Origin of the sequence: Wenjunlia vitaminophila DSM 41686 (assembly GCF_000380165.1) — a bacterium.
In the GTDB taxonomy this organism is placed as follows: Bacteria; Actinomycetota; Actinomycetes; order Streptomycetales; family Streptomycetaceae; genus Wenjunlia; species Wenjunlia vitaminophila.
This window is the reverse complement of sequence record NZ_KB904663.1, coordinates 1-23,455: the sequence shown is the minus strand read 5'-3', so window position 1 is coordinate 23,455 and position 23,455 is coordinate 1. Positions and strand designations below refer to the sequence as shown.

At 69.1% G+C, this 23,455-nt stretch carries 19 protein-coding genes and 1 tRNA gene; 10 read left to right on the top strand and 10 right to left on the bottom strand.

All coding sequences use genetic code 11. From position 1 onward, the window contains the following. Positions 1–155: 155 nt before the first annotated feature. Positions 156–1,817, bottom strand: a complete 1,662-nt coding sequence (argS, locus tag A3IG_RS0111260) for an arginine--tRNA ligase (RefSeq protein WP_026220150.1) — start codon at positions 1,815–1,817, stop codon at positions 156–158. A 266-nt stretch (positions 1,818–2,083) separates the two neighbouring features. Beyond that, the gene (locus tag A3IG_RS29350; protein WP_407701021.1) at positions 2,084–2,485 is read right to left on the bottom strand and encodes a response regulator; all 402 of its coding nucleotides are present in this window, start codon (positions 2,483–2,485) and stop codon (positions 2,084–2,086) included. Between the two features lie 231 nt (positions 2,486–2,716). On the opposite strand from A3IG_RS29350, the gene A3IG_RS0111250 reads away from it, so the two are divergent. Beyond that, positions 2,717–2,788: transfer RNA gene (locus A3IG_RS0111250), tRNA-Arg, on the top strand. Between the two features lie 250 nt (positions 2,789–3,038). Here A3IG_RS0111250 and A3IG_RS29345 read toward each other — a convergent pair. From A3IG_RS29345 to A3IG_RS0111240, 3 genes are all read right to left on the bottom strand, one after another. Further along, entirely contained in the window at positions 3,039–4,007 is a 969-nt protein-coding gene (locus A3IG_RS29345; RefSeq protein ID WP_018383665.1) for a tyrosine-type recombinase/integrase, read from the bottom strand. Positions 4,008–4,278: 271 nt separating this feature from the next. Further along, complete coding sequence (locus A3IG_RS34015; protein WP_157862271.1) at positions 4,279–4,935, bottom strand: PDDEXK family nuclease; 657 nt, start codon at positions 4,933–4,935, stop codon at positions 4,279–4,281. A 252-nt stretch (positions 4,936–5,187) separates the two neighbouring features. Further along, entirely contained in the window at positions 5,188–6,891 is a 1,704-nt protein-coding gene (locus A3IG_RS0111240; RefSeq protein ID WP_236719126.1) for a DNA methyltransferase, read from the bottom strand. Between the two features lie 62 nt (positions 6,892–6,953). Here A3IG_RS0111240 and A3IG_RS32490 point away from each other — a divergent pair, with 62 nt between their 5' ends. Then, a complete protein-coding gene (locus A3IG_RS32490; RefSeq protein WP_078500307.1) occupies positions 6,954–7,193 on the top strand; it encodes a helix-turn-helix domain-containing protein in 240 nt (79 codons plus the stop codon). 118 nt (positions 7,194–7,311) lie between these two features. On the opposite strand, the gene A3IG_RS32485 is transcribed toward A3IG_RS32490, so the two are convergent. Beyond that, positions 7,312–7,488 carry a hypothetical protein gene (locus A3IG_RS32485; protein ID WP_018383663.1) on the bottom strand — a complete coding sequence of 59 codons (177 nt, stop codon included), beginning with the start codon at positions 7,486–7,488 and terminating at the stop codon, positions 7,312–7,314. 63 nt (positions 7,489–7,551) lie between these two features. Between A3IG_RS32485 and A3IG_RS0111230 the strand changes: the two genes are divergently transcribed. Beyond that, positions 7,552–7,971, top strand: coding sequence for a YybH family protein (locus A3IG_RS0111230; RefSeq protein ID WP_018383662.1), 420 nt, complete (start codon positions 7,552–7,554; stop codon positions 7,969–7,971). A gap of 117 nt (positions 7,972–8,088) precedes the next feature. Here A3IG_RS0111230 and A3IG_RS0111225 read toward each other — a convergent pair whose 3' ends face one another. Further along, positions 8,089–9,162, bottom strand: a complete 1,074-nt coding sequence (locus tag A3IG_RS0111225) for a LacI family DNA-binding transcriptional regulator (protein WP_040911246.1) — start codon at positions 9,160–9,162, stop codon at positions 8,089–8,091. Between the two features lie 215 nt (positions 9,163–9,377). On the opposite strand from A3IG_RS0111225, the gene A3IG_RS0111220 reads away from it, so the two are divergent. From A3IG_RS0111220 to A3IG_RS0111190, 7 genes are all read left to right on the top strand, one after another. Then, a complete protein-coding gene (locus A3IG_RS0111220; RefSeq protein WP_236719127.1) occupies positions 9,378–10,676 on the top strand; it encodes an ABC transporter substrate-binding protein in 1,299 nt (432 codons plus the stop codon). Positions 10,677–10,711: 35 nt separating this feature from the next. Beyond that, on the top strand, positions 10,712–11,668 hold the full coding sequence (locus A3IG_RS0111215) for a carbohydrate ABC transporter permease (protein WP_018383659.1): 957 nt from the start codon (positions 10,712–10,714) through the stop codon (positions 11,666–11,668). After that, entirely contained in the window at positions 11,665–12,540 is an 876-nt protein-coding gene (locus A3IG_RS0111210) for a carbohydrate ABC transporter permease (protein ID WP_018383658.1), read from the top strand. The genes A3IG_RS0111215 and A3IG_RS0111210 overlap by 4 nt, the downstream gene beginning before the upstream one ends. Continuing rightward, the gene (locus A3IG_RS0111205) at positions 12,537–14,351 is read left to right on the top strand and encodes a glycoside hydrolase family 35 protein (RefSeq protein WP_018383657.1); all 1,815 of its coding nucleotides are present in this window, start codon (positions 12,537–12,539) and stop codon (positions 14,349–14,351) included. The genes A3IG_RS0111210 and A3IG_RS0111205 overlap by 4 nt, the downstream gene beginning before the upstream one ends. A 202-nt stretch (positions 14,352–14,553) precedes the next feature. After that, positions 14,554–18,531, top strand: coding sequence for an endo-alpha-N-acetylgalactosaminidase family protein (locus tag A3IG_RS0111200; RefSeq protein WP_018383656.1), 3,978 nt, complete (start codon positions 14,554–14,556; stop codon positions 18,529–18,531). Between the two features lie 84 nt (positions 18,532–18,615). Next, positions 18,616–18,879: a hypothetical protein gene (locus A3IG_RS0111195; protein ID WP_018383655.1), complete on the top strand. Its 264-nt coding sequence runs from the start codon at positions 18,616–18,618 to the stop codon at positions 18,877–18,879. After that, complete coding sequence (locus A3IG_RS0111190) at positions 18,876–19,286, top strand: hypothetical protein (RefSeq protein ID WP_026220148.1); 411 nt, start codon at positions 18,876–18,878, stop codon at positions 19,284–19,286. The genes A3IG_RS0111195 and A3IG_RS0111190 overlap by 4 nt, the downstream gene beginning before the upstream one ends. A 129-nt stretch (positions 19,287–19,415) precedes the next feature. On the opposite strand, the gene A3IG_RS0111185 is transcribed toward A3IG_RS0111190, so the two are convergent. The 3 genes from A3IG_RS0111185 to A3IG_RS0111175 form a co-directional block, all read right to left on the bottom strand. Then, positions 19,416–19,691: a hypothetical protein gene (locus A3IG_RS0111185; protein WP_236719128.1), complete on the bottom strand. Its 276-nt coding sequence runs from the start codon at positions 19,689–19,691 to the stop codon at positions 19,416–19,418. Between the two features lie 286 nt (positions 19,692–19,977). Further along, positions 19,978–21,831 (bottom strand): chitinase, encoded by a 1,854-nt coding sequence (locus tag A3IG_RS0111180; RefSeq protein ID WP_018383652.1) that lies wholly within the window; start codon positions 21,829–21,831, stop codon positions 19,978–19,980. A gap of 229 nt (positions 21,832–22,060) precedes the next feature. Continuing rightward, entirely contained in the window at positions 22,061–23,017 is a 957-nt protein-coding gene (locus A3IG_RS0111175; RefSeq protein ID WP_026220146.1) for an extracellular catalytic domain type 1 short-chain-length polyhydroxyalkanoate depolymerase, read from the bottom strand. Between the last annotated feature and the right edge of the window lie 438 nt (positions 23,018–23,455).

Sequence of the window (23,455 nt, the reverse complement as noted above, 5' to 3'; positions counted from 1 at the left end):
CCCCGTGCTGCGGGCTCGCCGAGGTCCGCCGGGAGCCGCCACGGTGCTGGCCCCTGGGGTCCACGCCTCGCCGTCGGCGTCGCACCGGGGCGACGGACCCGACCCGGGCCCGGAGCGGACCAGGCCGGCGGGCCGAGGTGGCGCGGACCCCATGGTCACATCCGCTCGGGAGCGCTCACACCCAGCAGCTCGAGGCCGTTGGCGAGCACCGTGCGGGTGGCCTCGGCGAGCCACAGCCGCGCCCGGTTCAGGTCGGTGACCTCGTCGTCACCGAACGGGAGGATGCGGCAGGCGTCGTAGAAACGGTGGTACCTGCCCGCCAGGTCCTCCAGGTAACGGGCGACCCGGTGCGGTTCCCGCAGCTCGGCGGCGGTGGCCACCACCCGAGGGAACTCGGCCAGCGACCCCAGCAGCTCGTTCTCCCGCGGGTGGGTGAGCAGCTCGGGCCGGAAGTCCCCCGCCGAACCCTTGTCGATGCCGAGGTCCGCGGCGTTCCGCTGCACCCCGCACATGCGGGTGTGCGCGTACTGCACGTAGAACACCGGGTTGTCGTTCTTCTGGCTGGTCAGCACGTCGATGTCGAGCGTCAGCGTGGAGTCGGTGCTGGACCTGGCCAGGGCGTAACGGGCCGCGTCCACACCGATCCAGTCCACGACGTCGTCGATGGTGATGATGTTGCCGGCCCGCTTGGACATGCGCACCTCGGTGCCGTCCTTGAGCATCTTGACGAACTGCCCGATCAGCACCTCGATGTTGTGCTCCGGGTCGTCCCCCGCACAGGCCACGATCGCCTTGAGCCGACCCACGTAACCGTGGTGGTCGGCGCCCAGCATGTAGACGCACGTCTCGTTCCCGCGGTCCCGCTTGTCCAGGTAGTAGGCCGCGTCCGAGGCGAAGTAGGTGGTGTCGCCGTCCGCCTTGACCAGCACCCGGTCCTTGTCGTCGCCGAAGTCCGTGGTCCGCAGCCAGATGGCGCCGTCCCGCTCGAAGACGTGCCCCTGCTCCCGCAGCCGCTGGATCGCCCGTTCGACGGCGCCCGACTCGTGCAGGCTCCGCTCGGAGAACCACACGTCGAAGTGGGTGCCGAACTCCTCCATGGACCGCTGGATCTCGGCCGTCATCAACCGCAGGCCCTCACGCCTGAAGACCGCCCGCTGCTCGTCCTCGGCAAGCCCCAGCACGTCCGGGTTGCCCTCGACGATCGTCTTGGCGATCTCGTCCACGTACGCGCCCCGGTACCCGTCCTCCGGGACCGGCCGGCCGTTGGCCACGGCCTGGAGGGTGGCGGCGAACTTGTCGATCTGCACGCCGTAGTCATTGATGTAGTACTCGGTGGTGACGTCGGCACCGGCGGCCCGAAGGATGCGCGCCAGCGAGTCCCCGACCGCGGCCCAGCGCACCCCTCCGATGTGGATGGGGCCCGTGGGGTTGGCGGAGACGAACTCGAGGTTGATCCGCAGCCCCTTCGCCGCGTCGCCCCGCCCGTACTCCCGGCCCGCCTCCACGATCTGCCGGGCCAGGTCACCCTGCGCCGCTGTGTCCAGGACCACATTGAGGAAACCCGGCCCCGCGACGTCCACGCGGGCCACCCCGGGCGCCTGGGCCAGCCGCCCGGCCAGCACCTCGGCCACCGCCCGCGGCGGCATCTTCGCGGCCTTGGCCAGCCGCAACGCGATGTTGGTGGCGTAGTCGCCGTGCTCCCGGCTCTTGGGTCGCTCCACCGTGGCCTGCTCGGGCACGGGAACGACCAGCTCACCGTCCGCGACGGCGGATCGAACTGCGGACAGGACTGCCTGGGAGAGCTCTGCGGGTGTCACAGGTCAAGCGTAGGGGAACAGCGGGGTCCCCCCGCCAACGGGTTTCACCCGCTGGGACGCCCCGGACGCGGCGCGGGGGGCGCCTGGGGGCGGCGGTTTCGGCGGCGGGTGGCTCGGGGCCCGGGCACGCGGCACTTCCCGAGGCCACCGCGTCGCCCTACCCGACGCGCGCCTGCCCCCCGCGTGCCCTCGGCTCCCGCCGGCCCGACGGCGGAGCGCCCGCGTCGTTCCGGTCTCGCCCCCGCGGGCTGGCCGTCCCCAGGGGATCAGGGGTGCTGCGTCGGCTGGGAGTGATGGCTGTGCTGGGACTGCGACTCGGTCCGCTCCACGTGCATCAGGCGCCGCACCAGGCGCACCAGCTCTCCCGGCTCGAACGGCTTCCCCAGATACCCGTCAACCCCGGCTGCTTCGCCCCGTTCGAGGTCGAAGTGGGTACACGCGCTGACGATGGCGAGCCTCAGACCCCGCGTCCGCGGATCGGCCCTCAGCCGCGCGGCCGTCCGCAACCCGTCCAGCCGAGGCATGACGACGTCAAGCGTCACCACGTCCGGCCGCACCTGGTGGACGATCTCCAGACACTCGGCACCATCGACCGCGGTCACCACCTCGAAGCCCTCAAGCTCGAGATTGACCCTGATCAGTTGCCGGATCACCTTGCTGTCATCCACGACAAGGACCCGGCCAGACACCCCAGGCACACTGAGAGCCTAGGCCGGCACCGCGCGGTGCGTCCGCGTTTTGCCCACTTCGGCCCCGTGCGAGGGACAGCCACTCGGCCCCCGCCCCGAACAACCACCGAACCACGGCCCCAGGCCCGTCCCGCCCCCTTCCACCCGCAGAAAACCGAGTACCGGGGCACCCCCTGGGAGCTGGTAGTGTTCTGCCCGTCGCAAGGACAAGCCCCCGTAGCTCAGGGGATAGAGCAACGGCCTCCGGAGCCGTGTGCGCAGGTTCGAATCCTGCCGGGGGCACCCACTGTGACCAGCAAAAAGACCCTGTGACCAGGCACAATGCCATGGCACGGGGTTTCTTCGTTGTGCAGCCAGACGCCGGCGAATGCCGCCGGAAGCAGCCGTCTGTCAGTGATCACGTAATGACCACGTAATGATCTTGCTGGCGTTTACGCAGGTCAGCAGGGGTTCTCCACCACCAGTCCGCACCGTTCTCCGGGCATGGCGAAAGCCCCGGATCTCTCCGGGGCTCCCGTCCGTCACAGGTCGCTCAGGTGGTCAGTTCGTCGGGCTCCTCCCCCAGCCCTGCCATGATCCGTTGGTTCATCTCCGTCTCCTGCCCGTCCACGCACTTGGCGTAGATCTTCAGCAGCACCTCGACCGAGTGCCCGGCGCGCGCCGCCACCTCCGCGGCGGGAACCCCCGAGCTCAACCACTGCGAGACGCAGGCGTGCCGCAGGTCGTACGGCCGGGCCGCCAGCACCGAGGAGACCTGGCCCGGTCGTAACGCCAGCTCCCGGGCCTGCCGCCACACCCGGTAGTACGACGAGGCCGCCACCACGTTCCCCCGCTCGCTGGAGAACAGCCGCCCGTCCTCCGCCGTGCCGAACTCCTTCACGTGGTCCCGGAGCATCCGCACCAGCGGAGGCGGGATGGGAACGAGCCGGACCTCACCGGGGCTCCGCTGCTTCAGCCCCCGCCGGTCATGGGCCTCACCGGAATCCGTCCACGCCTTGCCCGCCGTGGGCCGCGTCTCCTCCACCGTGACCCTGCCCCAGCCATTGAGGGGCAACTCGCAGTCGGACAGGCGCAGCCCCAGCACCTCCCCCGGCCGCATCGCCGCGTAGTACATGCACCCGTAGAAGGCCCTCAGCCGGCGACCACTGGCCCGCCGGTACCCACCGACGTAGGTGACCGAGGTCAACAGCTCCCGTGCCTGCCGGGGGTTGACCACGACGCGCCGGTCCACCTCCTGAACCGGCTTGTGCCCGCGCTTGCGCCGTACCTGCCCCAGGGGGTTGGCGGACAGGGTTCCCGTCTCCCGGGCGAACTCCAGCAGGTTGAACACCACGGCCCGGCGCCGCCGGTAGGTCTGGTACGCCGCCGGTTTGCCATCCAGCTTGCGTTCCAGCGCCTCCACCAGCGCCTGCGCGTGACCCGCCTCAGTCAGCTCCGCGACCGGCAATGACGCCCTGGCGATCCAGCTCGCAGCCGCCACCACCTCGTCCGACCGCTCCACCTCCCGACGCGGAGGCGGCAGCAGGTGCGACCGCAGCGCCCGTAGTTCGCATCGAGGAGGTCAAGGTTTTCACGCCCCTGTCCACTCGCACTAGGAGCGCAGTAACGAGCAGACATAGCGCAGGTGAATGGTCGGATCGATTCACGCATTGAACCATTCACCTGCGCACTCAGTGCGAGTTTTACCCGCTCTCACCAGGATGACCTTCGATGCTGCGACGTACTCAGCAAGCTTCTATGCATCACACTGGGAGTGAAAGATAACTAATGGCTCACTCGGTGAATTCTTGGGCTTCCTCGAGTCCTTCTTGAACATAGTTCGGCAGCATGGCCTGAGCGGGATCATCTGGAGGCCACACCTTCACACCATGCCGAGCAACGAAGTTCAGAGGAATTTTGGGGTTGTTGAGGTGAGGACGCGCACCCCCGCCCCGACGAGCATCGATCTCCATCTGTTTCCGAAGCGCCGCTTCCCATTGGGAGAAATACGGCTCAAGATTTCTCGGATGGATCTCGTAGATTGCTTCAGGAGTCGACTGGTCGAAAACCGCAACGATCCAGAGGTGGACCAACCGGTAGCGATCAATGTTGTCGAGAGTGAGCGTATGTTCCGTAGTAATACTGAGACTCTTCTTACGCTCACCTTTGAAATTCAATCTTGCGACAGTCTTGATTTCATACTCGCGTCCCAGCGCATCTGTTGCATCGTTACCGACTCGCCCCCCTCCCTTGGTGAGATTGAACAATTCAAGTAGCAGTAGTTCCTTGTAGCCACCATCGTCAAACACGTTATGGATATGCCGCTCCGAGGCGCTCCTCTGAAGCTGTAAACCTAGTTCTACGATCTTGCGGATGTCACCTTGCGGACGGAGTAGGGACCCCCGACCTTCCTGGTCTCTCTGCCTCGGGATGGGCTGATGTTCAGTCACATAGGAACAGTCGCCTATACCTAGATCAACGTCTACAGACTATAAGCAACTTAAAGGATGCGGAACGCGAGGGTCCGGTGTTCGAGTGCGTAGGGTTGCTGCCTTGGAACTGGTGTACGAGCTCCCACCCGACCCGAGCGCTGGCCTGGCGTCTGAGTAAGTGCCGGATGCAAGAGCGACCACCGGCTGATCTTCGAGTAGAGCGGCCACCCTTTGTTGAGCTGGCAGCCGCCCTCCGGCTACTCGAAGCGCCTACTCGGGCTCGACCAACAGGCCCGTCTTCGGGTCGATACTCCACCCGTCATCAAGCAGCGTTGCCGTCGCCGTCTGCAGGTCGAGGTCCGCGACGCTCCATCCCTCACGAAGCGCGCGGCGGAGCAGCTCCAGATACAGGTGGCTCGGAGAGGCAGGGCCGGCAGCCCCAACCAACTCTCGCGTCGCCGCAGCAACGGCTTCAGCCGTCGGCTGCTGGAACGAAGCCTCAGCGTCGTCCTGCGGAACCATCGTCAGGACAAGGTCGAGCGTAGCGACGTCCTCAAAGCCCGAGGCCAGCCCCTTCACGGAGCGCTGCCCCTTGTTCAGGATGGCGATTTTCTCCGGCTCGATGCGCAGGCCGGCTGCTGCGACTGCTCGCTGGACTACTGCCCAGATCTTGCCCGAGGAGTTACCGAAGACCATCGAGATGCGCCCGTGAGGCTTCAGGATGCGACGGCACTGCTTGAGCGACTCCGTCAGCAGCGCCTCGTAGCGGCCTGCCGTGCGCTTCGTGCCGGTGGAGCGATCGATGACCGCTTCCTTGCCGACGTCCGTGAAGCCATCCAGCCAGCCCTCCTGGAACAGCGCCATATCCGCATAGAAGAGGTTCGAACCAAACGGCGGGTCCGTGAACACGTAGTCCACGCTCGCGTCCGGCAGGGACAGCTCCGCAGCGCTCTCCGTGACGTACTCCGCGGGCACCGTGTCCGCATCCACGTTGCGCGTGAACGCCTGCGTCCGGATCCAGTCATCAGCCTTCAGCACGGCGGTCGTCTTGCGCTCGAAGAGTTCAAAGACGTTCCACTCGTAGAAGACCGGCGCGATGTAGTAATTCTGGTTCGCGGCGTTCAACGGACGTTTGTGCGACCACTGGTACCGCTTGCTCGCCCGAGTCAATGTCGCAGTGAACGCGAACAGTAGCTTTTGGCTCAGGGCGCGGTCCTCAATTGCGCGGATCTCATCGCGCAGGGCCACCAGAGTACGCAGGTTACGCGGCGAATAGAACGAAGCCACGGTCGTGTAGCCGCTCTTGCCCAGCGCAGATGCCCGGTACATCTCCCGGTCAGGCGTAATCTCAACGTGGGGAAAGTCCAGGCCGTCGACGTCAATGCTCGGCGCGGCGACCGCCGGCTGCTCACGCTGCGTCGGGGAACACGCGCAGTTCACATAGTCGACCACGGGCTGCTCACCCACTCGATCAAGCTTGCTCGAAATGTGGGCCGAGCAATGGGGGCAGACCATCTTCGGCTTCGACCACTCCGCAGCCTCGAGCGAGTGGTAGTAGTTCACGGGCTTCTCACAGCCCGCACACCTCACCAGAACGCTCCAGACAGTCTTCGCAAGTTGGCCGTTCCCGCCGCACCCACTGCAGGGGACCTCGTAGATCTTGCCCACAGCGTCCTTAGCCCGCTTAATGACGGCCTGCGCGCTACTGGTGAACTCGTGCCCTTCCACCATGTTCAGGTAATTGGACCCAATGTGCCGGCCCAGCACAGAGATGTCTGACAGGCGCACCTGGCGCCCGGTGATCCGCGCCGCGACCCCCGTCATGCCAGATCCAGCGAACGGGTCGACCACGACGCCGCCGGGCGGACAGTACGCCTCGATGAACGGCGTAATCGCAGGCACGGGAACCTTCGTCAGGTAGGCGTGCGCGAGGTAGGCAGGGTCACCACGGCCCACCACGATCTCCTCAGCCATGCCGCCAATGTTACTCATAGTCTGTAGACCCATCGTCTGCACCGTCCTAGCGTCCTTACATCATGACGCAAGCCTCCGACAAACCCCGCATTCAGCGGCATCGCGAGGCGTTTGGCCGCCGCGTGCGGGAGTACCGTCTCTCGGTAGGCCTCTCACAAGAAGAGCTCGCGGAAGCTGCGGGGATCCACCGCACCTACGTCTCTTCGTTGGAACGAGGTCAGCGCAACGTAAGCCTTGACAACATCATTGCCCTCGCACGTGCACTTAAGGTCGATGCCGCACATCTACTCGAAGGCATTTGATGGGTTTCAAGGAAGATGTTGGTTTCGCTCGGTTCTTGAGCATGGGAGTCTACGCTGCTGACGCGATTACCCCAGACCTCGAACACAACATGGGCACCGCATTATCAAGCTCGAACACTCACAGGCGCCGACGGGAGCGGTCGCCACGGAGCAGTTCGCGGACCACCAGCGTGGTCCAACGGCCGTGCAGGGCCGCCAGCGTGATCTCGACGGGGCATTCGGGGGTGGGCGCGGTGGTGTGGGCGTGCGGGTCGTCGGGGAGCCCTGCCGGGTGACCAACCGTTCGGTGAGTCACGAGATCGCCTCCTAGCGTGTGGGGCACTTCGATTCTCCCGCCCCGGAAGGACGTCTGTCGATCATGCGAGAACTGGCCGATCGCCCCGAAGAGGTGCCCGCGGTGTTCGCCGAGCGGTTCAACAGCGGCGACGCCGCCGCGCTGGCGCAGGTGTACGCGGACGCGGCGGTGCTGGTCCCACAGCCGGGAACGCCGGCGACCGGCCAGGACCTACACGCCGCCAACGGCCGCCTCCAGAAGCTCGGGGTTCCCATCTCGGTCCGTCCGCGGCACGTGTACCGCAGCGGGGACCTGGCGCTGTTGATCGTTGACTGGGTCATCGACGGGACCGACGGGGAGGGACGGCCGGTGCACGTCGAGGGCACCGCCACCGACGTCGCTCGGCGGGGCTCCGACGGGCGTTGGCGGTACGTGATCGACAACCCCTTCGGCACCCGCGCACTGGCCTCCCTCACCCAGGACACCTCGGAACCGACGTCCTGAGCGAGCATCCCCCACGGGCAACGGGGCCCGGTGGGTGCCAGGGGCCCCGGATGCGGTCAGGCGGGGTCGCTCGGGTTCACCAAGACCACCCCGCCGCACCCGCACCGGCCGCGACCGCTACCCGGCCGCGCCCCGCACCCGCCCCGTGCTGGCGCGGACGATCAGTTTGGGTTCGACGGAGGCGGGGGCGGGGGCGGCGTCCGGGTCGGCCACGTGCCGCATCAGGTGGGCGACCGCCAGCGCCCCCATCTCGGCGAACGGCTGGGCGACCGTGGTGAGTGAGGGCGAGCAGTACTCGGCCAGGTCGATGTCGTCCACGCCCACGACGGAGATGTCCTCGGGCACCTTCCTGCCGAGTTCGTGGAGGGCGCGGATCACCCCGAAGGCCATTTCGTCGCTCGCCACGAAAACGGCGGTGACGTCGGGGATCTTGCCCAGGATCAGGCCGTTGCGGTAGCCGGACGCGGGCGTCCAGTCGCCCTCCAGCACCGGCGGCACGGGCAGGCCCTCCGCTTCCAGGGTGTCGCGCCAGCCGGCGCAGCGGCTGGACGCGTCGAGCCACTCCCCGGGGCCCGCGACGTGCCAGATGTTCTCGTGTCCCAGTTCGATCAGGTGGCGTGTGGCCAGGCGCGCCGCCAGGGACTGGTCCACGGCGACGACCTCGGTGGCCGGGGTCCGCGACCCGTCGACGGTGATGGTGGGCACGGAGCGGGTGAGCTGTTCGATCCTCGGGCTCACGTGGACCAGCGGCACGGCGAGGATGACCCCCTCGACGCCCTGGTCCGCCAGCCGCGTCATCGCGTCCTCGATGGCGGCGGTGTCCAGCGACGCGGTGGTCGCGGTGCTGACCGAGTAGCCGGCCTCGCGCGCCGCGGTCTCGATGCCGCAGGTCAGGTTGGCGCGCGAGTAGAAGTTGGTCTGCAGGGTCACGACGCCGATCGTCCGGCTGCGCCCGGACGACAGTACGCGCGCCGCGTTGTTCTTGCGGTAGCCGAGTTGTTCCACGGCCGCGAGGACCTTGGCGCGGGTCTTGGGCTGCACGTTGGGGTGCCCGGCCAGGGTGCGTGACACCGTCTGGGCGGACACCCCGGCGAGCCGGGCGACGTCGGTCATGCCGGGCTGGCGCGCGCCGTCGCCCCCGCTCCGCTTCTCCGTCAGCGTCTTCCCGGCCCTCGGTGTTGCCGATGCCATCGCTCGTTTCCCCCTGGACTTCGCGGCTTCGGGCCGCGTCATCGCGGGCTCCGGTCTCACAGAGCAGTCTACAGCGGGCCACACTATTGGCATCGATAACATCCTGTGTCATAGTTCCGGCCATCAACGCGTGCGCCCAGGTGCGCCGCATCAGACGTTGTGGGCCACAGAGGAGCTGAACCCTCTCCTGCCTGCAGTTATTCAAGGAGAGAGCCGTGAGGAAGCGGATCAGGAGAACGGTCGCAACGGCAGGGGTGCTGGGGCTCGGACTGGCCGCGATCGCCGGATGTGGCGGGGGCGAGAGCAAGGAGGGCGATGGCAAGGCATCGATAACATTCTGGGGCTGGGCCCCGGGCTACGCCGACGCCGTCAAGGCGTTCAACGCCGCGCATCCCGACATCGAGGTCACGTACCAGGAGGTGCAGCCCGGCGCCAAGGGCGGCTACCAGAAGATGCTGAACGCGGTGAAGGCGGGCAACGCCCCGTGTCTGGCCCAGGTCGGCTACGAGACCCTGCCCAGCTTCGCCGCGCAGGGGGCACTGCAGAACGTGGCGAAGTATGCGAACGATGACAAGGGTGACTTCCAGGAGGCCGCCTGGAAGTCCGTGACGCTCGGCGAGAACGTCTATGCCGCCCCCGTTGACACCGGCCCGATGGCTCTCTTCTACAACAAGGAGCTGTTCGACTCGCTCGGCCTGGAACCCCCCACGACGTGGGAGGAGTACCGCGCCGCGGCGAAGAAGATCCACGCCTCCGACCCGGACAGGTTCATCTCGTCGCCCTACCTGGACTACGACTACGCGGGTCTGGCCTGGCAGGCGGGCGCCCCGTGGTTCGGCATCGACGGCGACGCGTGGGAGGTCTCCCTCGCCTCGGAAGCCAACGAGAAGGTGGCGGGGTACTGGCAGGGGCTGGTGGACGACGGTCTGATCAGCGACGCCCCCATGTACGACCAGTCCTGGTACACCGGCATCGGCAGGGGCGAGATCGCCACGGTCGTCGGGGCCGTCTGGCAGGCCGGCGTGATCAAGGGTGGCGCCAAGGACGCCTCGGGCAAGTGGGCCGTGGCGCCCATGCCGCAGTGGACCGAGGGCGGCGACGAGGTAGGCAACGCCGGCGGGTCGTCGACCGCGGTGCTGAAGGACTGCGAGTCACCCGAGGCCGCCTGGGAGTTCGCGCACTGGATGAGCACGGACCGCGAGGTGTTCGGGACGCTGGTGGAGAAGGCGTCGCTCTTCCCCGCCGCCACGTCGCTGCTGGACCTGCCCGCGCTGACGTCGGGTGATCCGTACTTCGGCGGACAGAAGATCTACGAGGTCTTCGCCGAGGCGGCGCCGAGGGTGAACACCGACTGGACCTGGGGTCCGGTCATGACGAAGACGACCGCGGACCTCAACGACGGACTCGGCAAGGCGTGGGCCGGCAAGGGCACCATCAGCGACGCCCTGGGGACCGCGCAGGACAAGACGGTGACCGCCCTGGAGAAGCAGGGCATGCAGGTCTCCTCCCGGTGACCCGCGGACCCGCCGCCGTTCGGAGAAGAGATCCTGTGACCACCACTGCCACCAGGACGGAGGCCGCGCCCGCGGGCCGCGCGGCCGATCCGGTCCCCCGCGGGAGGCGCCGCACGGCGACCCTGCGGACCCCCCTGTTGTTCTGCGGCCCGTTCGTCGTGCTCTTCCTCGCCATGTACCTGGCGCCCATCGTGTACGCGGCGGTCAAGAGCCTGTTCGTCATCCGCCGGTCCGGCCTGGGACTGACGGGGCCCACCGAGGTGTTCGACCCGCTCGCCAACTACTCGCGGGCCCTTGACGACGGTGACTTCACGGCCTCGCTGGGCCGCGTCGCCCTCTTCGGCGTCGTCCAGGTGCCGGTGATGCTCGCCGTCGCGCTGACGCTGGCGCTGCTGATCGACTCGCGTTCCGCACGGGGCCGGGGCTTCTTCCGGCTCTCCGGCTTCCTGCCCTACGCGATCCCCGGGGTGAGCGCCGCACTGGTGTGGTCGTTCATGTACGCCTCGCAGTCCAGCCCCGTCAACCACCTGCTGGAACCGGCCGGCGTCCGCATCCCGTTCTTCGACGACGGCGTCGTCCTGTGGTCGGTGGCGAACATCGTCACCTGGAGCTGGACCGGCTACAACATGATCATCATCTACGCCGCGCTGCAGTCGATCCCTGCGGAGGTGCTGGAGGCAGCCAGGACGGACGGCGCCTCCGCCCTGCGGATCGCCTGGAGCATCAAGATCCCGGCGGTCCGCAGTGCCCTGGTCCTGACCGCGGTCTTCTCCATCATCGGCTCGGCGCAGTTGTTCAACGAGCCGTCGGTGCTGCAACCCATCTCCAGCGGCGCGGTCTCCTCGACGTTCACCCCGATCATGTCGGCGCAGGCGGCGGTGGCCGCCGGCGACTACCCCTACGCCGCGGCGCAGTCGGTGGTCCTGGCCGTGCTGGTGGGCGTGGTGTCGTTCGTCTTCTTCAGGCTGACCGGCCGGGGTGATCAGGCATGAGTTCCGTCCTCAGGAAGCCGGCCGGGCCACGGGCGCGCCGGGACACCACCCCGGTGAGCCGGGCGTTGGTGATGGTGGTGCTCGCCGTCTCCGCCGTCTACTTCCTCTTCCCGCTGTGGTGGCTGCTCGTCGCCGCCACCAGACCGTTCGGCGAGCAGTTCAGCGGCGGCGGGCTGTGGTTCGACGGCTTCGGGCTCTTCGACAACCTCACGCGGCTCACCGAGCAGAACGACGGGATCTTCTGGCGGTGGATGCTCAACAGCGTCCTGTACTGCGGTGTCGGCGCCCTGGTCGGCACGTTCCTGTCCGCGCTCGCCGGCTACACCCTCGCCAAGTACCAGTTCCCGGGGCGCGGGGTGGTCTTCGGCCTGGTGCTCGCCGCGGTACTGATCCCCAAGATCCTCTTCACTCTCCCCCTGTACCTGATGTTCTCCGGCATCGGCCTGGTCAACAACCCGCTCGCCGTGCTGCTGCCCAGCGTCGTCAGCCCGTTCGGCGTCTACCTCTCCCGGGTCTTCGCCGCGCGCTCCGTACCGGACGAGGTCATCGAGGCCGGCCGGCTCGACGGCGCCGGGGAGTTCCGCATCTTCCGCACCCTCAGTGTCCGGATGATGCTCCCCGCCCTGGTGACCATCTTCCTCTTCCAGTTCGTCGAGATCTGGAACAACTACCTGCTGCCCGCGATGGTGCTCTCCGACGACCGGCTCCAGCCGGTCACCGTCGGACTCGTCGGCTGGAACGCCAGCCACGTGGCCGTGCCCCCGCCGCTGGTGGTGATCGGGTCGCTGGTGTCCGTCGTCCCGCTCGTCGTCGCCTTCCTCGCCCTCCAGCGCTTCTGGCGCGCCGGTATGACCACTGGAGCCGTCAAGTGAGCAGCGCCCCACCCCAGGCCCCCGCGCGGCCGGCCCCCGTCCTGACCCACCCCCACGGCACGCTGTTGCGCGACGGCCGTCCGCACCGCGTCCTCGCCGGATCGCTGCACTACTTCCGCGTCCACCCCGAGCAGTGGGCCGACCGGCTCCAGCGGGTCGCGGCCATGGGCCTGAACACCGTGGACACCTACGTGCCGTGGAACTTCCACGAGCCGCGCCCCGGCCGGTACCGCTTCACCGGCTGGCAGGACGTCGAACGGTTCGTCCGGCTCGCCCAGGACACCGGCCTTGACGTGATCGTCCGGCCCGGCCCCTACATCTGCGCCGAGTGGGACAACGGCGGGCTGCCGGCCTGGTTGACCGGCAGGCCGGGCATGCGGGTCCGCTCCTCCCACGAGCCCTTCCTCACCGAGGTCGGGCGCTGGTTCGACGAGCTGGTTCCGCGCGTCGCCGCCCTGCAGGCGGCCCGGGGCGGTCCCGTGGTCGCCGTGCAGGTCGAGAACGAGTACGGCAGCTACGGGGACGACCACGCGTACGTCCGCTGGGTGCGGGACGCCCTGGTCGAACGCGGTGTCACCGAGCTGCTGTACACGGCCGACGGCCCCACCGGGCCGATGCAGGACCACGGGTCCCTGGCCGGGCACCTCGCCGCCGCGACGTTCGGCTCCCGCGCCCACGAGGCCGCCGAGCTGCTGCGCTCACGCCGCCGGGGCGAGCCGTTCCTGTGCGCCGAGTTCTGGAACGGCTGGTTCGACCACTGGGGCGGGAAGCACCACGTGCGTTCCGTGGAGAGCGCTGCGGGAACACTCGCCGACATCCTCGACGCCGGCGGCTCGGTCAGCCTGTACATGGCCCACGGCGGCACCAACTTCGGTCTGTGGGCGGGAGCCCTCCACGGCGGCGACGCGATCAAACCGACCGTGACCAGCTACGACTCGGACGCCCCGATCGCCGAGCACGGCGCGCTGACCCCCAAGTTCTTCGCGATCCGGGATCGGTTGCTGGCCCTGACGGGGGCACCGGGCCGTCCGCTGCCCGCCCAGCCGCGGGTGCTCGCGCCCCGCACCCTGCCGGTCGCCCCGGGCGCGGGACTGCTGGGTGCGCTGGGCGCGGTCTCCCCGGCGGTGGCCTCGCCCCACCCGTTGAGCTTCGAGGAACTGGAGCAGGCCTCCGGCCTCGTCCTCTACCGCGCCGAACCGCGGTTGCCGAGCGGGGCCAACACCCTGACGGTCCGGGGTCTGCACGACCGCGCACAGGTCTTCCTCGACGGCGCCCCCGTCGGCGTCCTCGACCGGGAGACCGCCTCGCTCGACGTCACGGGGGACGGCGAACGGGTGCGGCTGGAACTCCTGGTGGAGAACCAGGGGCGCGTCAACTACGGCCCCCTGCTGGGCCTGCACAAGGGCGTCCTCGGCGCCGTCACGCTCGGCCGCCGCCTGGTGCACGGCTGGACGATGCACCGTCTGCCGCTCGACGAGTGGACCCCGGACGACCTGGCCCGTGCCGTCTCGGCCGCGGAACCGGACGGTTCCGCGGGCTTCGCCACGGCACGGTTCACCATCCCCGAGCCCGCGGACGCCTTCCTCGCCTTCCCGGGCTTCGCCAAGGGCTTCGCGTGGGTCAACGGCCACCTGTTGGGCCGCTACTGGGAGATCGGCCCGCAGACCACCCTCTACCTGCCCTCGCCGCTGCTGGTGCCGGGGGAGAACACCGTCACCCTGCTGGAGCTCCAGCGGCTGGGTGACCGGGTCGAGCTACGCGACCGACCCGAACTGGGACCCACCGAGGAGTACGTCGAAACGTTCTCCTGACCGTGTCCCGCCAGCGACACGCCATCCACCGATGGGGCGTCACAATCTCCCCACGCGACCGCGTGGGTGTCATCCGTACCAGCCAGCACTGTCACCACCTATCCCGTTCCTCACCCGACACGAGAGAAAGCAACAGGTGGAAAACATGACATCTCGATCACCACGACCGCCCAGGGGGAAAGGCTCCCCCAGACCGGGCGCCGTGTCCGCGGCAGCCCTGCTCCTCTCCCTGGGGATGCTCTCGAGCGCCGCCATACCCGCCGCCGTGGCCTCCCCGCAGTCCCCCCGGTCCGGCGTGGCCGCGGCGGCGTCGCCGGTGGAGCTGGCCCGGGGCGGGCTGACCGTCACCGTGGCCAAGGAGTTCCCCCAGGTCATCTCCTACCAACTGGGCGGGCGCACCCTCGGGGGACAGCCGTCCGTGCTGGACAGCTTCACCATCAACGGCACCCCGCACCGCGCCGCCACCACCATGCGGGCCGAGGAGAGCAAGGCCACCTACACCTCCACCTTCGAGGACCTGCCCGACCTCACCATCACCTCGAGCATCACGGTGACCGACGACAGGACGGTCGTCTTCGCCGTCGAGGAGATCTCCGGGAGCGCCGCCGCGACGGTGCGCACCCTGGCGGTTCCCGGGCAGTCCCTGGTCTCCGTGGACTCCTCCGACCCCGGTGCGAGCCTCGCCCGGACGAGGATCTCCGCGGACTCGACGACGACGGCGGACCGGTTCATCCCCATCACGGGTGACACGGTCCCGGACCAGAAAGCCGTCGGCACACCGTACGGGTTCGTCAGCAACGCGCAGCTCTCCGCCGGCATCATCACCAACGCGACCGAGGACTCGCAGCAGAACGACAACACGAACTGGAACAACCGCCTCCAGTCCCAGATCGTCGACGCCGGGGACGGCCGACGCCGGGCGGAACTGTCGGTCGGCACCTACACCTACGCCCCCAAGGACGCCACCGACCCGCGGGTCAGCACCTACGCGTTGCCCCGGGCGACCGTGGTGCTCGCCGCCGACGCCAACGGCGACGGGACCGTGGACTGGCAGGACGGCGCCATCGCCCACCGTGACCACATGGACCGGCCGCTCGGCGCGGACCGGGTGCCCGAGCGCGTCGTCCAGCGCATCCCGTTCAACTTCGCCAGCCAGGCCACCAACCCCTTCCTCAAGACGCTGGACAACACCAAGCGCATCTCCATGGCCACCGACAACCTCGGGCAGTGGGTGCTGGAGAAGGGCTACGCCAGCGAGGGACACGACTCCGCCCACCCCGACTACGGCGGCAACGAGAACGTGCGCGCGGGCGGGCTCAAGGACTTCAACGAGCTCACCAGGATCGGCGCCGACTACAACGCGGACTTCGGTGTGCACGTCAACGCCACCGAGGCGTACGCGCAGGCGAAGAACTTCAGCGAGGAACTGGTCAAGGGCCAGCCCAACGGGTGGGACTGGCTCAACCAGGCGTACCACATCAACCAGCGCCGGGACCTGGGCACCGGCGCCATCCTCGACCGGTTCAAGCAGCTCCGCGCGGAGTCACCCGACCTGAAGACGCTCTACATCGACGCCTACTACTCCAGCGGCTGGCTCGCCGACGGGCTCACCGCCGAGCTGCGGAAGATGGGCTTCGAGGTCGCCACCGAGTGGTCGTACAAGTTCGAGGGCAACTCGGTGTGGTCCCACTGGGCAGCCGACAAGAACTACGGCGGTGTCACCAACAAGGGCATCAACTCCAACATCGTCCGGTTCATCGCCAACTCTGACCGCGACGTGTGGAACGTCGACAAGCTCCTCGGCGGCGCCAACATCGTCGAGTTCGAGGGCTGGACCGGCCACGACGACTGGAACGCCTTCTACCGCAACATCTGGACCGACAACCTGCCCACCAAGTTCCTCCAGCACTACCAGGTGCTGGACTGGGACTTCGGCAAGTCCGCGACGCTCAGCGACGGCGTCAGCGTGCGGATGGTGGGTGACCAGCGCCAGATCTCCATGGGCGACACCGTCGTGCTCAGGGGCGACACCTACCTGCTGCCCTGGGGGAACGCCCCGGAGGGCAACGGCACGTCCTCGCCCAGCGACGCCGACAAGATGTACTTCCACAGCGCCTCCGGCGGCACGCACACCTTCGACCTGACCGACCAGTTCGCCGGGAACCGGGACTTCACCCTCTACCAGCTCACCGACCAGGGTCGGGCACGGGCCACCCGGGTGACCGCCCAGGACGGGAAGGTGACGCTCACCGCCAAGAAGGGGCAGCCGTACGTCCTGGTGCCGACGGGTGGCAAGGCGCCGCACCACAACCCGCACTACGGCGAGGGCACCGGCCTCACCGACCCGGGTTTCAACGCCGGGAACCTCGACGCGTGGGACCCGCGGGGCGGCGCTGAGATCGTGCGCGCCGACAACGGCGACAACGTGGTCCGCCTGGGCAGCCGCGCCTCCGGCATCGCGCAGGAGGTCTCCGGCCTCACTCCGGGCCGGCGCTACACGCTCGGCGCCGACGTCGAGATCGGTCCCGGGGAGCGCCGGGCGACGACGCTGCGGGTGCGCGGCGCCGAGGCGGCGAAGACCTTCGACACCACCCCGGCGCGGAACTGGATGGCGTCCGACGAGAAGCGGGACTCCTACTCCCAGCGTGCCTCCGTCGCGTTCACGGCCCCGCCCAGCGGCAGGGTCACCGTGGAGCTGGGCGCGGCCGCCGGGAAGCCAGCGGTCGTCCTGGACGACGTGCGCATCATGCGGGACACCACCGCGCCGCTGTCCGGGGCGAAGGACGGCACGGTGGTCCGCGAGGACTTCGAGGGCAACCAGCCGGGCTGGGGCCCGTTCGTGAAGGGCGACGCGGGCGGTGTCACCGACCCGCGGACCAGCATCAGCGACCTGCACGAGCCCTACAGCCAGAAGGCGTGGAAGAACACCTACTCCCCGTACAACTCCGGAACGCTCCAGGGCAAGGCGGTGGACGACGTCCTCACGGGGAAGCACTCGCTGAAGTCCCACGCGGAGAACACCGGGCTGGTGTACCGCACGGTGCCCGCCACGGTGCCGTTCACGGCCGGCCACAGGTACGCGGTCTCGTTCTCGTACCAGACCAACATCGAGGGCCAGTGGGCCTGGGTGACCGGGGCGGACCGGGTCGCGGGTGGCACGGTGGAGTCCAGGGACATCACCCGGGACGTCCTGGAGCCTGCCCTGGACACCACCACCCACACCCAGGAGATCATCGCGGGCTGCGGTGACACCTGGGTGGGGCTGCGCAAGCTCGGCGGCGCGCGCGGCACGGACCTCGTCCTCGACGACTTCACCGTGACCGACCTGGGCCCGTCCGGGTCCAGCGCCACCTGCGCCAACGTCACCGCCCCCACCGGTGCCGAGCTGAGCCCGGGGGTGCCCGGCACGTTCGTCACCACGTTCACCAACCACGAGCTGACCGCCGCCACCAACGTCGGCATGCGGCTCCAGGGCCTCCCCGAAGGCTGGAAGGTCGAGGTCAAGGAGGAGGACGGCAACCTGTTCGACACGGTGCAGCCCGGCGAGCGGGTGAGCACCACCTGGCTGTTGACGCCCCCCGCCGACGCCGCGGGCACCTCGCCGTCCTGGAAGGTGACCGCCGCGTACGCCAACTCCGGCGAGACCAAGCAGGTGTCGGCGGACGCCCGGGCGTCGGTGCCCACCGCGCCCGTCCTGTCCCCCGGCCTGATGAAGGCGACCACCGACTCGGAGCACCTGTCCTCGGGGTCGGGAGAGGGGCCGGTGTCCAACGTGCTCGACGGTGACCCGGGCACCATCTGGCACACCGACTACGCCAACGCGCCCACCCCCTACCCCCACTGGGTGACGCTCGAGCTGGGCGGGGAGGCCGACGTGGACGGCTTCGGCTACCAGAACCGGCAGACCGGCGGGTCCAACGGGCGCATCGCCGGCTACCAGGTCGCCGTCTCGCAGGACGGCACGAACTGGACGACGGTGGCCGAGGGCACCCTCAAGGACGTCCCGGAGATGCAGCGGATCTCCTTCGACCGGGTCCGGGCCTCGTACGTGAGGTTCACCGGCCTCAGCGCGCTCAACGGGCAGCCGTTCGCCGCCGCCGCGGAGATGCGCGTGTACGGTACGCCGATCGACCTGCCGACGGGTTACCCCCCGGGCGAGCGGCCCGCCGACGGCGCCTGAACCGGTACCTCCACCCGACCCCCGGGGGCCGCCACACGTGACGTGGCGGCCCCCGGGCCGTGCGGCTCGGTTAGTTTGAGGAGCATGGGTGAGCCCACCGGGAAGTACTCGATCACGATGCCCAGGGACATCGCCGAGGCGGCCCGCGCCCGCGGCGGTCCTTCCGGGCTGTCCGCATACGTCGCCGCGGCTGTCGCCCGCCAGCTCGAACGGGACAACCTCAACGAGCTCATCGCGGTCGCCGAGGCCGAGCACGGGCCCGTCAGCGACGAAGACGTCAGGGCGAAGCGAGAACAGTTGCACCGAGCCAGGGACGAGCAGCGACACGGCGGAGTGGACGCCGCCTGACGCGTCCCACCGCCACGCCGGCCGGCACGTTGGCACTCGACAGCGAGGGCCTGTCCAGGGCCGTCCCACGCGACCGCGAGATCACCGAGTGGCTCGCCCTGGCCCGCGCCGACGACATGCGGGTCCTCACCAGTGCGGCCATCGTCGAGGTGGTCCACCCCCGGATCAACCGGCCGGCCCTGGAATGGACCCTGTCCCGCATCGTCGTCCAACCGGTAACGGAGTCCGTCGCCCGTACCGCGGCCGCCCTGCTCGCGGACACCGGTCTGCACGGCCACGGACACGCGATCGACGCCAGGCTCGTCGCCACCGCCCTGGCCGCACCCGCGCCCGTCACGGTGCTCAGCTCCGATCCCGAGCACCCCACCGCGTTGTGCGGCGGACGCGTCACCGTGATCAAGGTCTGACCCGCACGGCCGGCCAGCAAACGGCCACTGATCAGAACCGGCGGCACACGGGTGCGCCACCTCGACGGCTGTCCGCACGGCACACGGAAGCGCCCGGGCGCGGCGTGCACGCCCGGGCGCGGTCGTCGTTCAGGTGGACAGGGTGCCCCGGTAGCCGACCGGCCCCTCGCCGGGGAACTGTGCCGTGCCCTCGAACCGGCTTCCACCGTCGAAGAAGGTGACGCTCCCCGCCCCGGCCTCAGGGCTGTTCCACGTGACGGTGGTCCCCGTCGGAGGAGCGCCCTCGTCCGGAACGACCTGTCCGCGGTTGGCGATGCTGAGCATGAGGGGCTCGTCGCTCTGCCAGCCGCCGCCCGTGTGGATCTCCGTGTCGTACGTCGCCATGTTCCGTCCCTTCTCGGTCACCGCCGTGAATCGTCCGAACCGAAACGGCGCCGACCGTTTCAAGTGGTGGTTCATCCAGGTTCATCCGCTTCGTTTCTGAATGAGACGATGGCCCTACAAACCACTCGATCAGGTAAGACGGGGGCACGGCTGCCTCGCTCCTGCGATGGAGGATCGGGCCCTTATCGCTGGCGTGTTCGATCCATGTCTCGGTCATGGGACAGGCCCCGCGGACCGCACCGGGCTCCCGGATCTCGGGACGGCTCACCCGCGGACCCGGCCCCCGCGACCGCGGGAACGCCCGGCGCTAGCCGAAGTACGTGTCGAAGTTCCGCATGAACTCCCAGTTGCCGTAGCGGTCCCAGTTGATGGACCAGGTCATCAGGCCCCGCATGGTCGGCCAGGTGCCGTGGGTACGGTACGAGCCGCAGTTGGCGCCCTTGGTGAGACAGTCCAGGGCCTTGTTCACCTCGCTCGGCGGGGTGTGCCCGTTGCCGGCGTTGGTGCTGGCCGGCATGCCGACGGCGACCTGTTCTGGGCGCAGCGCGGGGAACACCCGGTCGGTGTTGCCGGCGACCGGGAAGCCGGTGAGCAGCATGTCGGTCATGGCGATGTGGAAGTCGGCGCTGCCCATGGTGTGGTACTGGTTGTCCAGGCCCATGATCGGGCCGGAGTTGTAGTCCTGGACGTGCAGCAGCGTCAGTGAGTCCCGCAGCGCGTGGATGACCGGCAGGTACGAGCCGCAGCGCGGGTCCTGGCCGCCCCACGGGCCGCTGCCGTAGTACTGGTAGCCGAGCTGGACGAAGAACGTCTCCGGGGCCATGGTGAGCACGAACGCGTCGCCGTACCTGGCCTTGAGCGACTTCAGTGCGGAGATCAGGTTGACGATGACCGGGGTGGTGGGGTTCCGGAAGTCGGTGTCACCGGCGTCGAGGTAGAGGGAGTGGCCCTCGAAGTCGATGTCCACCCCGTCGAGGCCGTACGCGTCGATGATCCCGCTGACCGAGGAGACGAAGGCGTCCCGCGCGGCGGTGGTGGTGAGCTGGACCTGGCCGTTCTGCCCGCCGATGGACAGCAGCACCTTCTTGCCCTCCGCCTGTTTGGCCCTGATCGCCTGCTTGAACTCCTCGACGCCCTCCACGTTGGGGCACTCGGTCTGCGGGCACATCCGGAAGCGGATGTCGCCGGAGGTGGTGGAGGTGGGTTCGCCGAAGGCGAGGTTGATGACGTCCCAGCTCGCGGGGACGTCCGCCATCCGGGTGTAGCCGGAGCCGTTGGCGAAGCTGGTGTGCAGGTAGCCGACGAGGGCGTGCGGCGGGAGGTCCCCGGCGCCGCCACCGGTGTCGCCGTCGGTGGTGGCGTTGACGGTGGCTGACCTGGGTGACTCGCCGGCCGCGTTGGTGGCGGTGACCTGGAACGCGTACGAGGTGGAGGGGGTCAGGCCGGTGACGGTCGCGGAGGTTCCGGTGACCGAGGTGGCCCTGACGCCGTCGCGGTACACGGTGTACCCGGTCGCGCCGCTCACCGCGTTCCAGGCCAGGGACACCGAGGTGGAGGTGGTGGAGGTGACCTGCGGGCCGCCCGGGGCGGCCGGCGGGGTGCCGGGGTCGCCGCCGGGTCCGACGAGGGTGAGGTCGTCGGCGTGGTGGGCGGGCTGGCCGTACCAGCCGTGGACGTAGACGGTGACGGAGGTGGTGGACGCACCGGTGGTGAAGCTGGTGGTCAGTTCCTGCCAGTCGGGGGCGGAGGCGGTCCAGGTGGAGACGTCGGTGGTGCCGGTGCCCTTGGCGCCGAGGTAGACGTACGAGCCACGGACGAAGCCACTGAGGGTGTACTTCTCCCCCGGTCGCACACTGACGGTCTGGCTGCACTGGGCGTTGTCGGAGGCGGTCGGCATGGCCCTGAGCGCGCCAGAGCCGCTGTGCACGGGGCTGGTCACGGTCGAGCCGCTGCCGGCGGTGCAGTTCCAGCCGTCGAGGCCGGTCTCGAAGCCGCCGTTCCTGATCAGGTTCTCCTCGACCGCACCTGCGGCGGTGCCGGCGGCCGTGCCGGAGAGGGCTCCGGCCAGCAGCGCGACGGCCGCGACGACGGCGGCCAACGCCGCGGACAGGGGGCGGGCGGGGCGGGGGGCGCGGGGTCTGGTGCGCGGGGTGCGGTCCACGTCTGTCTCCGAACACTGGGCGTCGGGGGGAGCGCGTAGCACCTCCAAGTTGGTCCAGACCAATAATGGTGTCAAGGACACGCCATAAAAATTCACGCGCCGCACTTCTCCCCTACTCCCCCCACTTCCGCCTCGGGGGTGGGAGGCGGGGGCAGGAGCGGGAGGCACGGGGCGGGCTCCCCCCACCTCGTACCGGCCGCACGAAGTGGAGGGAAGGACCCGGTGCGGTTCAGCCCAGGTTCCAGCCGGTGGCCAGCCGGTGCGCGGCACAGAGGTTGACGTCGAGGAAGTACGCGCCGGTGCTTCCGCACTGCGTGGCACCCGCGCCCGGATCGACGGGCTGGCCGTGCCCCATGCCGGTGATGGCGTACGTCTCCACCACACTGTGGCCCGCGGCGTCCCGGTACACGCGGTGGGGATAGCCGGCGACCGTGTCGGTCACGTCGGGGGTCTGGTCGGTGCCGTGCACGTCGGTCCACTGGTCAACGACGTCGTCCATGTTGGCCGGTGCGACGGTGTAATCGGCGGTGCCGTGCAGCACGGTCACGGTCGGCCACCCCCCGGTGTGCGACCCGGCCGCGGCGCGGACCCGGTCCCCCCACTGGCGCGGGGTCTGGGTGGCGCCGACGTACATGCACACGTACGGCGAACCAGCGGCCTGGGCGCACCCGTACGGCAGTCCGGCGACGACCCCGCCCCCGGCGAACTTCTCCGGGTAGGTGGCGAGCATGACCGTGGTCATCCCACCCCCGGCCGAAAGCCCGGTGACGTAGACCCTCCCCCGGTCGGCCGAGGCGTCGGCGACCTGCCGATCGACCATCTGGGCGATGGACGCGGCCTCGCCCTGCCCCCGGGTGATGTCCCCGGCCTGGAACCAGTTGAAGCAGGAGCTGAGGTTGTTGGTCGCGGTCTGCTGGGGCAGGACGACGGAGAAACCCCAGCGGTCGGCGAGTTGGGTCCAGCCGCTGGCGGTGCCGTAGCCGGTCGCGTCCTGGGTGCAACCGTGCATCGCCACGACGACCGGGCGCCCCGACGGCAGGCCGGAGGGAACGTAGCGGAACATCCGCAGGGCACCCGGGTTGCTGCCGAACCCGGTGACCTCCTCGATCGAGCCGGCGGCGTGCACGGTGCTGGGAACCGGGGGCAGCAAGACGGCCGCTAGCGCGAGCAACAGAGCCACGAGCAGACCCCCGCGGCGGCGACGGAGTGGTGACGGTGATGGTGCGGTTCTCATCGTTGTCATGCCGCTGGACGGTAGAAGCTGGTCACAGTCACCGATATGGGGTGCGCCCCCACATTGCCGGAACTTTCGATGGGGCCGAGGGCCGGGGGTACGGCAGCCCACCGACCACGAACGGGGAGGAGCTGGCCGGCTCCTGCCCAGGCGGGAAGGGTTGCCGACCCTGACCCGACAGCGCGCCGTGCTGTCGCAATCATTCCCCCGCGGGCGTGACCGATGGATACGGTGTTGACGGGCGGGGAACGGAAGGTAGTCGGCTGGTCACGTGGTTTGGCCGCAGACGTCCCGGGGGGCTGGGGTGGGCTTGGGGTTGGGTCCTTTCGACGCGGGTGACTTCGTTCCTGATCCGGTTGAGGACGTGGTCGAGAAGGGCAAGGAGAAGGC

Excerpts from the sequence above, each read along its gene's own strand:
- A3IG_RS0111195 (WP_018383655.1), top strand. The coding sequence starts at position 18,616 with ATGGGTGAGCCCACCGGGAAGTACTCGATCACGATGCCCAGGGACATC.
- A3IG_RS32490 (WP_078500307.1), top strand. The coding sequence starts at position 6,954 with ATGACGCAAGCCTCCGACAAACCCCGCATTCAGCGGCATCGCGAGGCG.
- A3IG_RS0111210 (WP_018383658.1), top strand. The coding sequence starts at position 11,665 with ATGAGTTCCGTCCTCAGGAAGCCGGCCGGGCCACGGGCGCGCCGGGAC.
- A3IG_RS0111230 (WP_018383662.1), top strand. The coding sequence starts at position 7,552 with ATGCGAGAACTGGCCGATCGCCCCGAAGAGGTGCCCGCGGTGTTCGCC.
- A3IG_RS0111240 (WP_236719126.1), bottom strand. The coding sequence starts at position 6,891 with ATGGCTGAGGAGATCGTGGTGGGCCGTGGTGACCCTGCCTACCTCGCG.
- A3IG_RS0111225 (WP_040911246.1), bottom strand. The coding sequence starts at position 9,162 with ATGGCATCGGCAACACCGAGGGCCGGGAAGACGCTGACGGAGAAGCGG.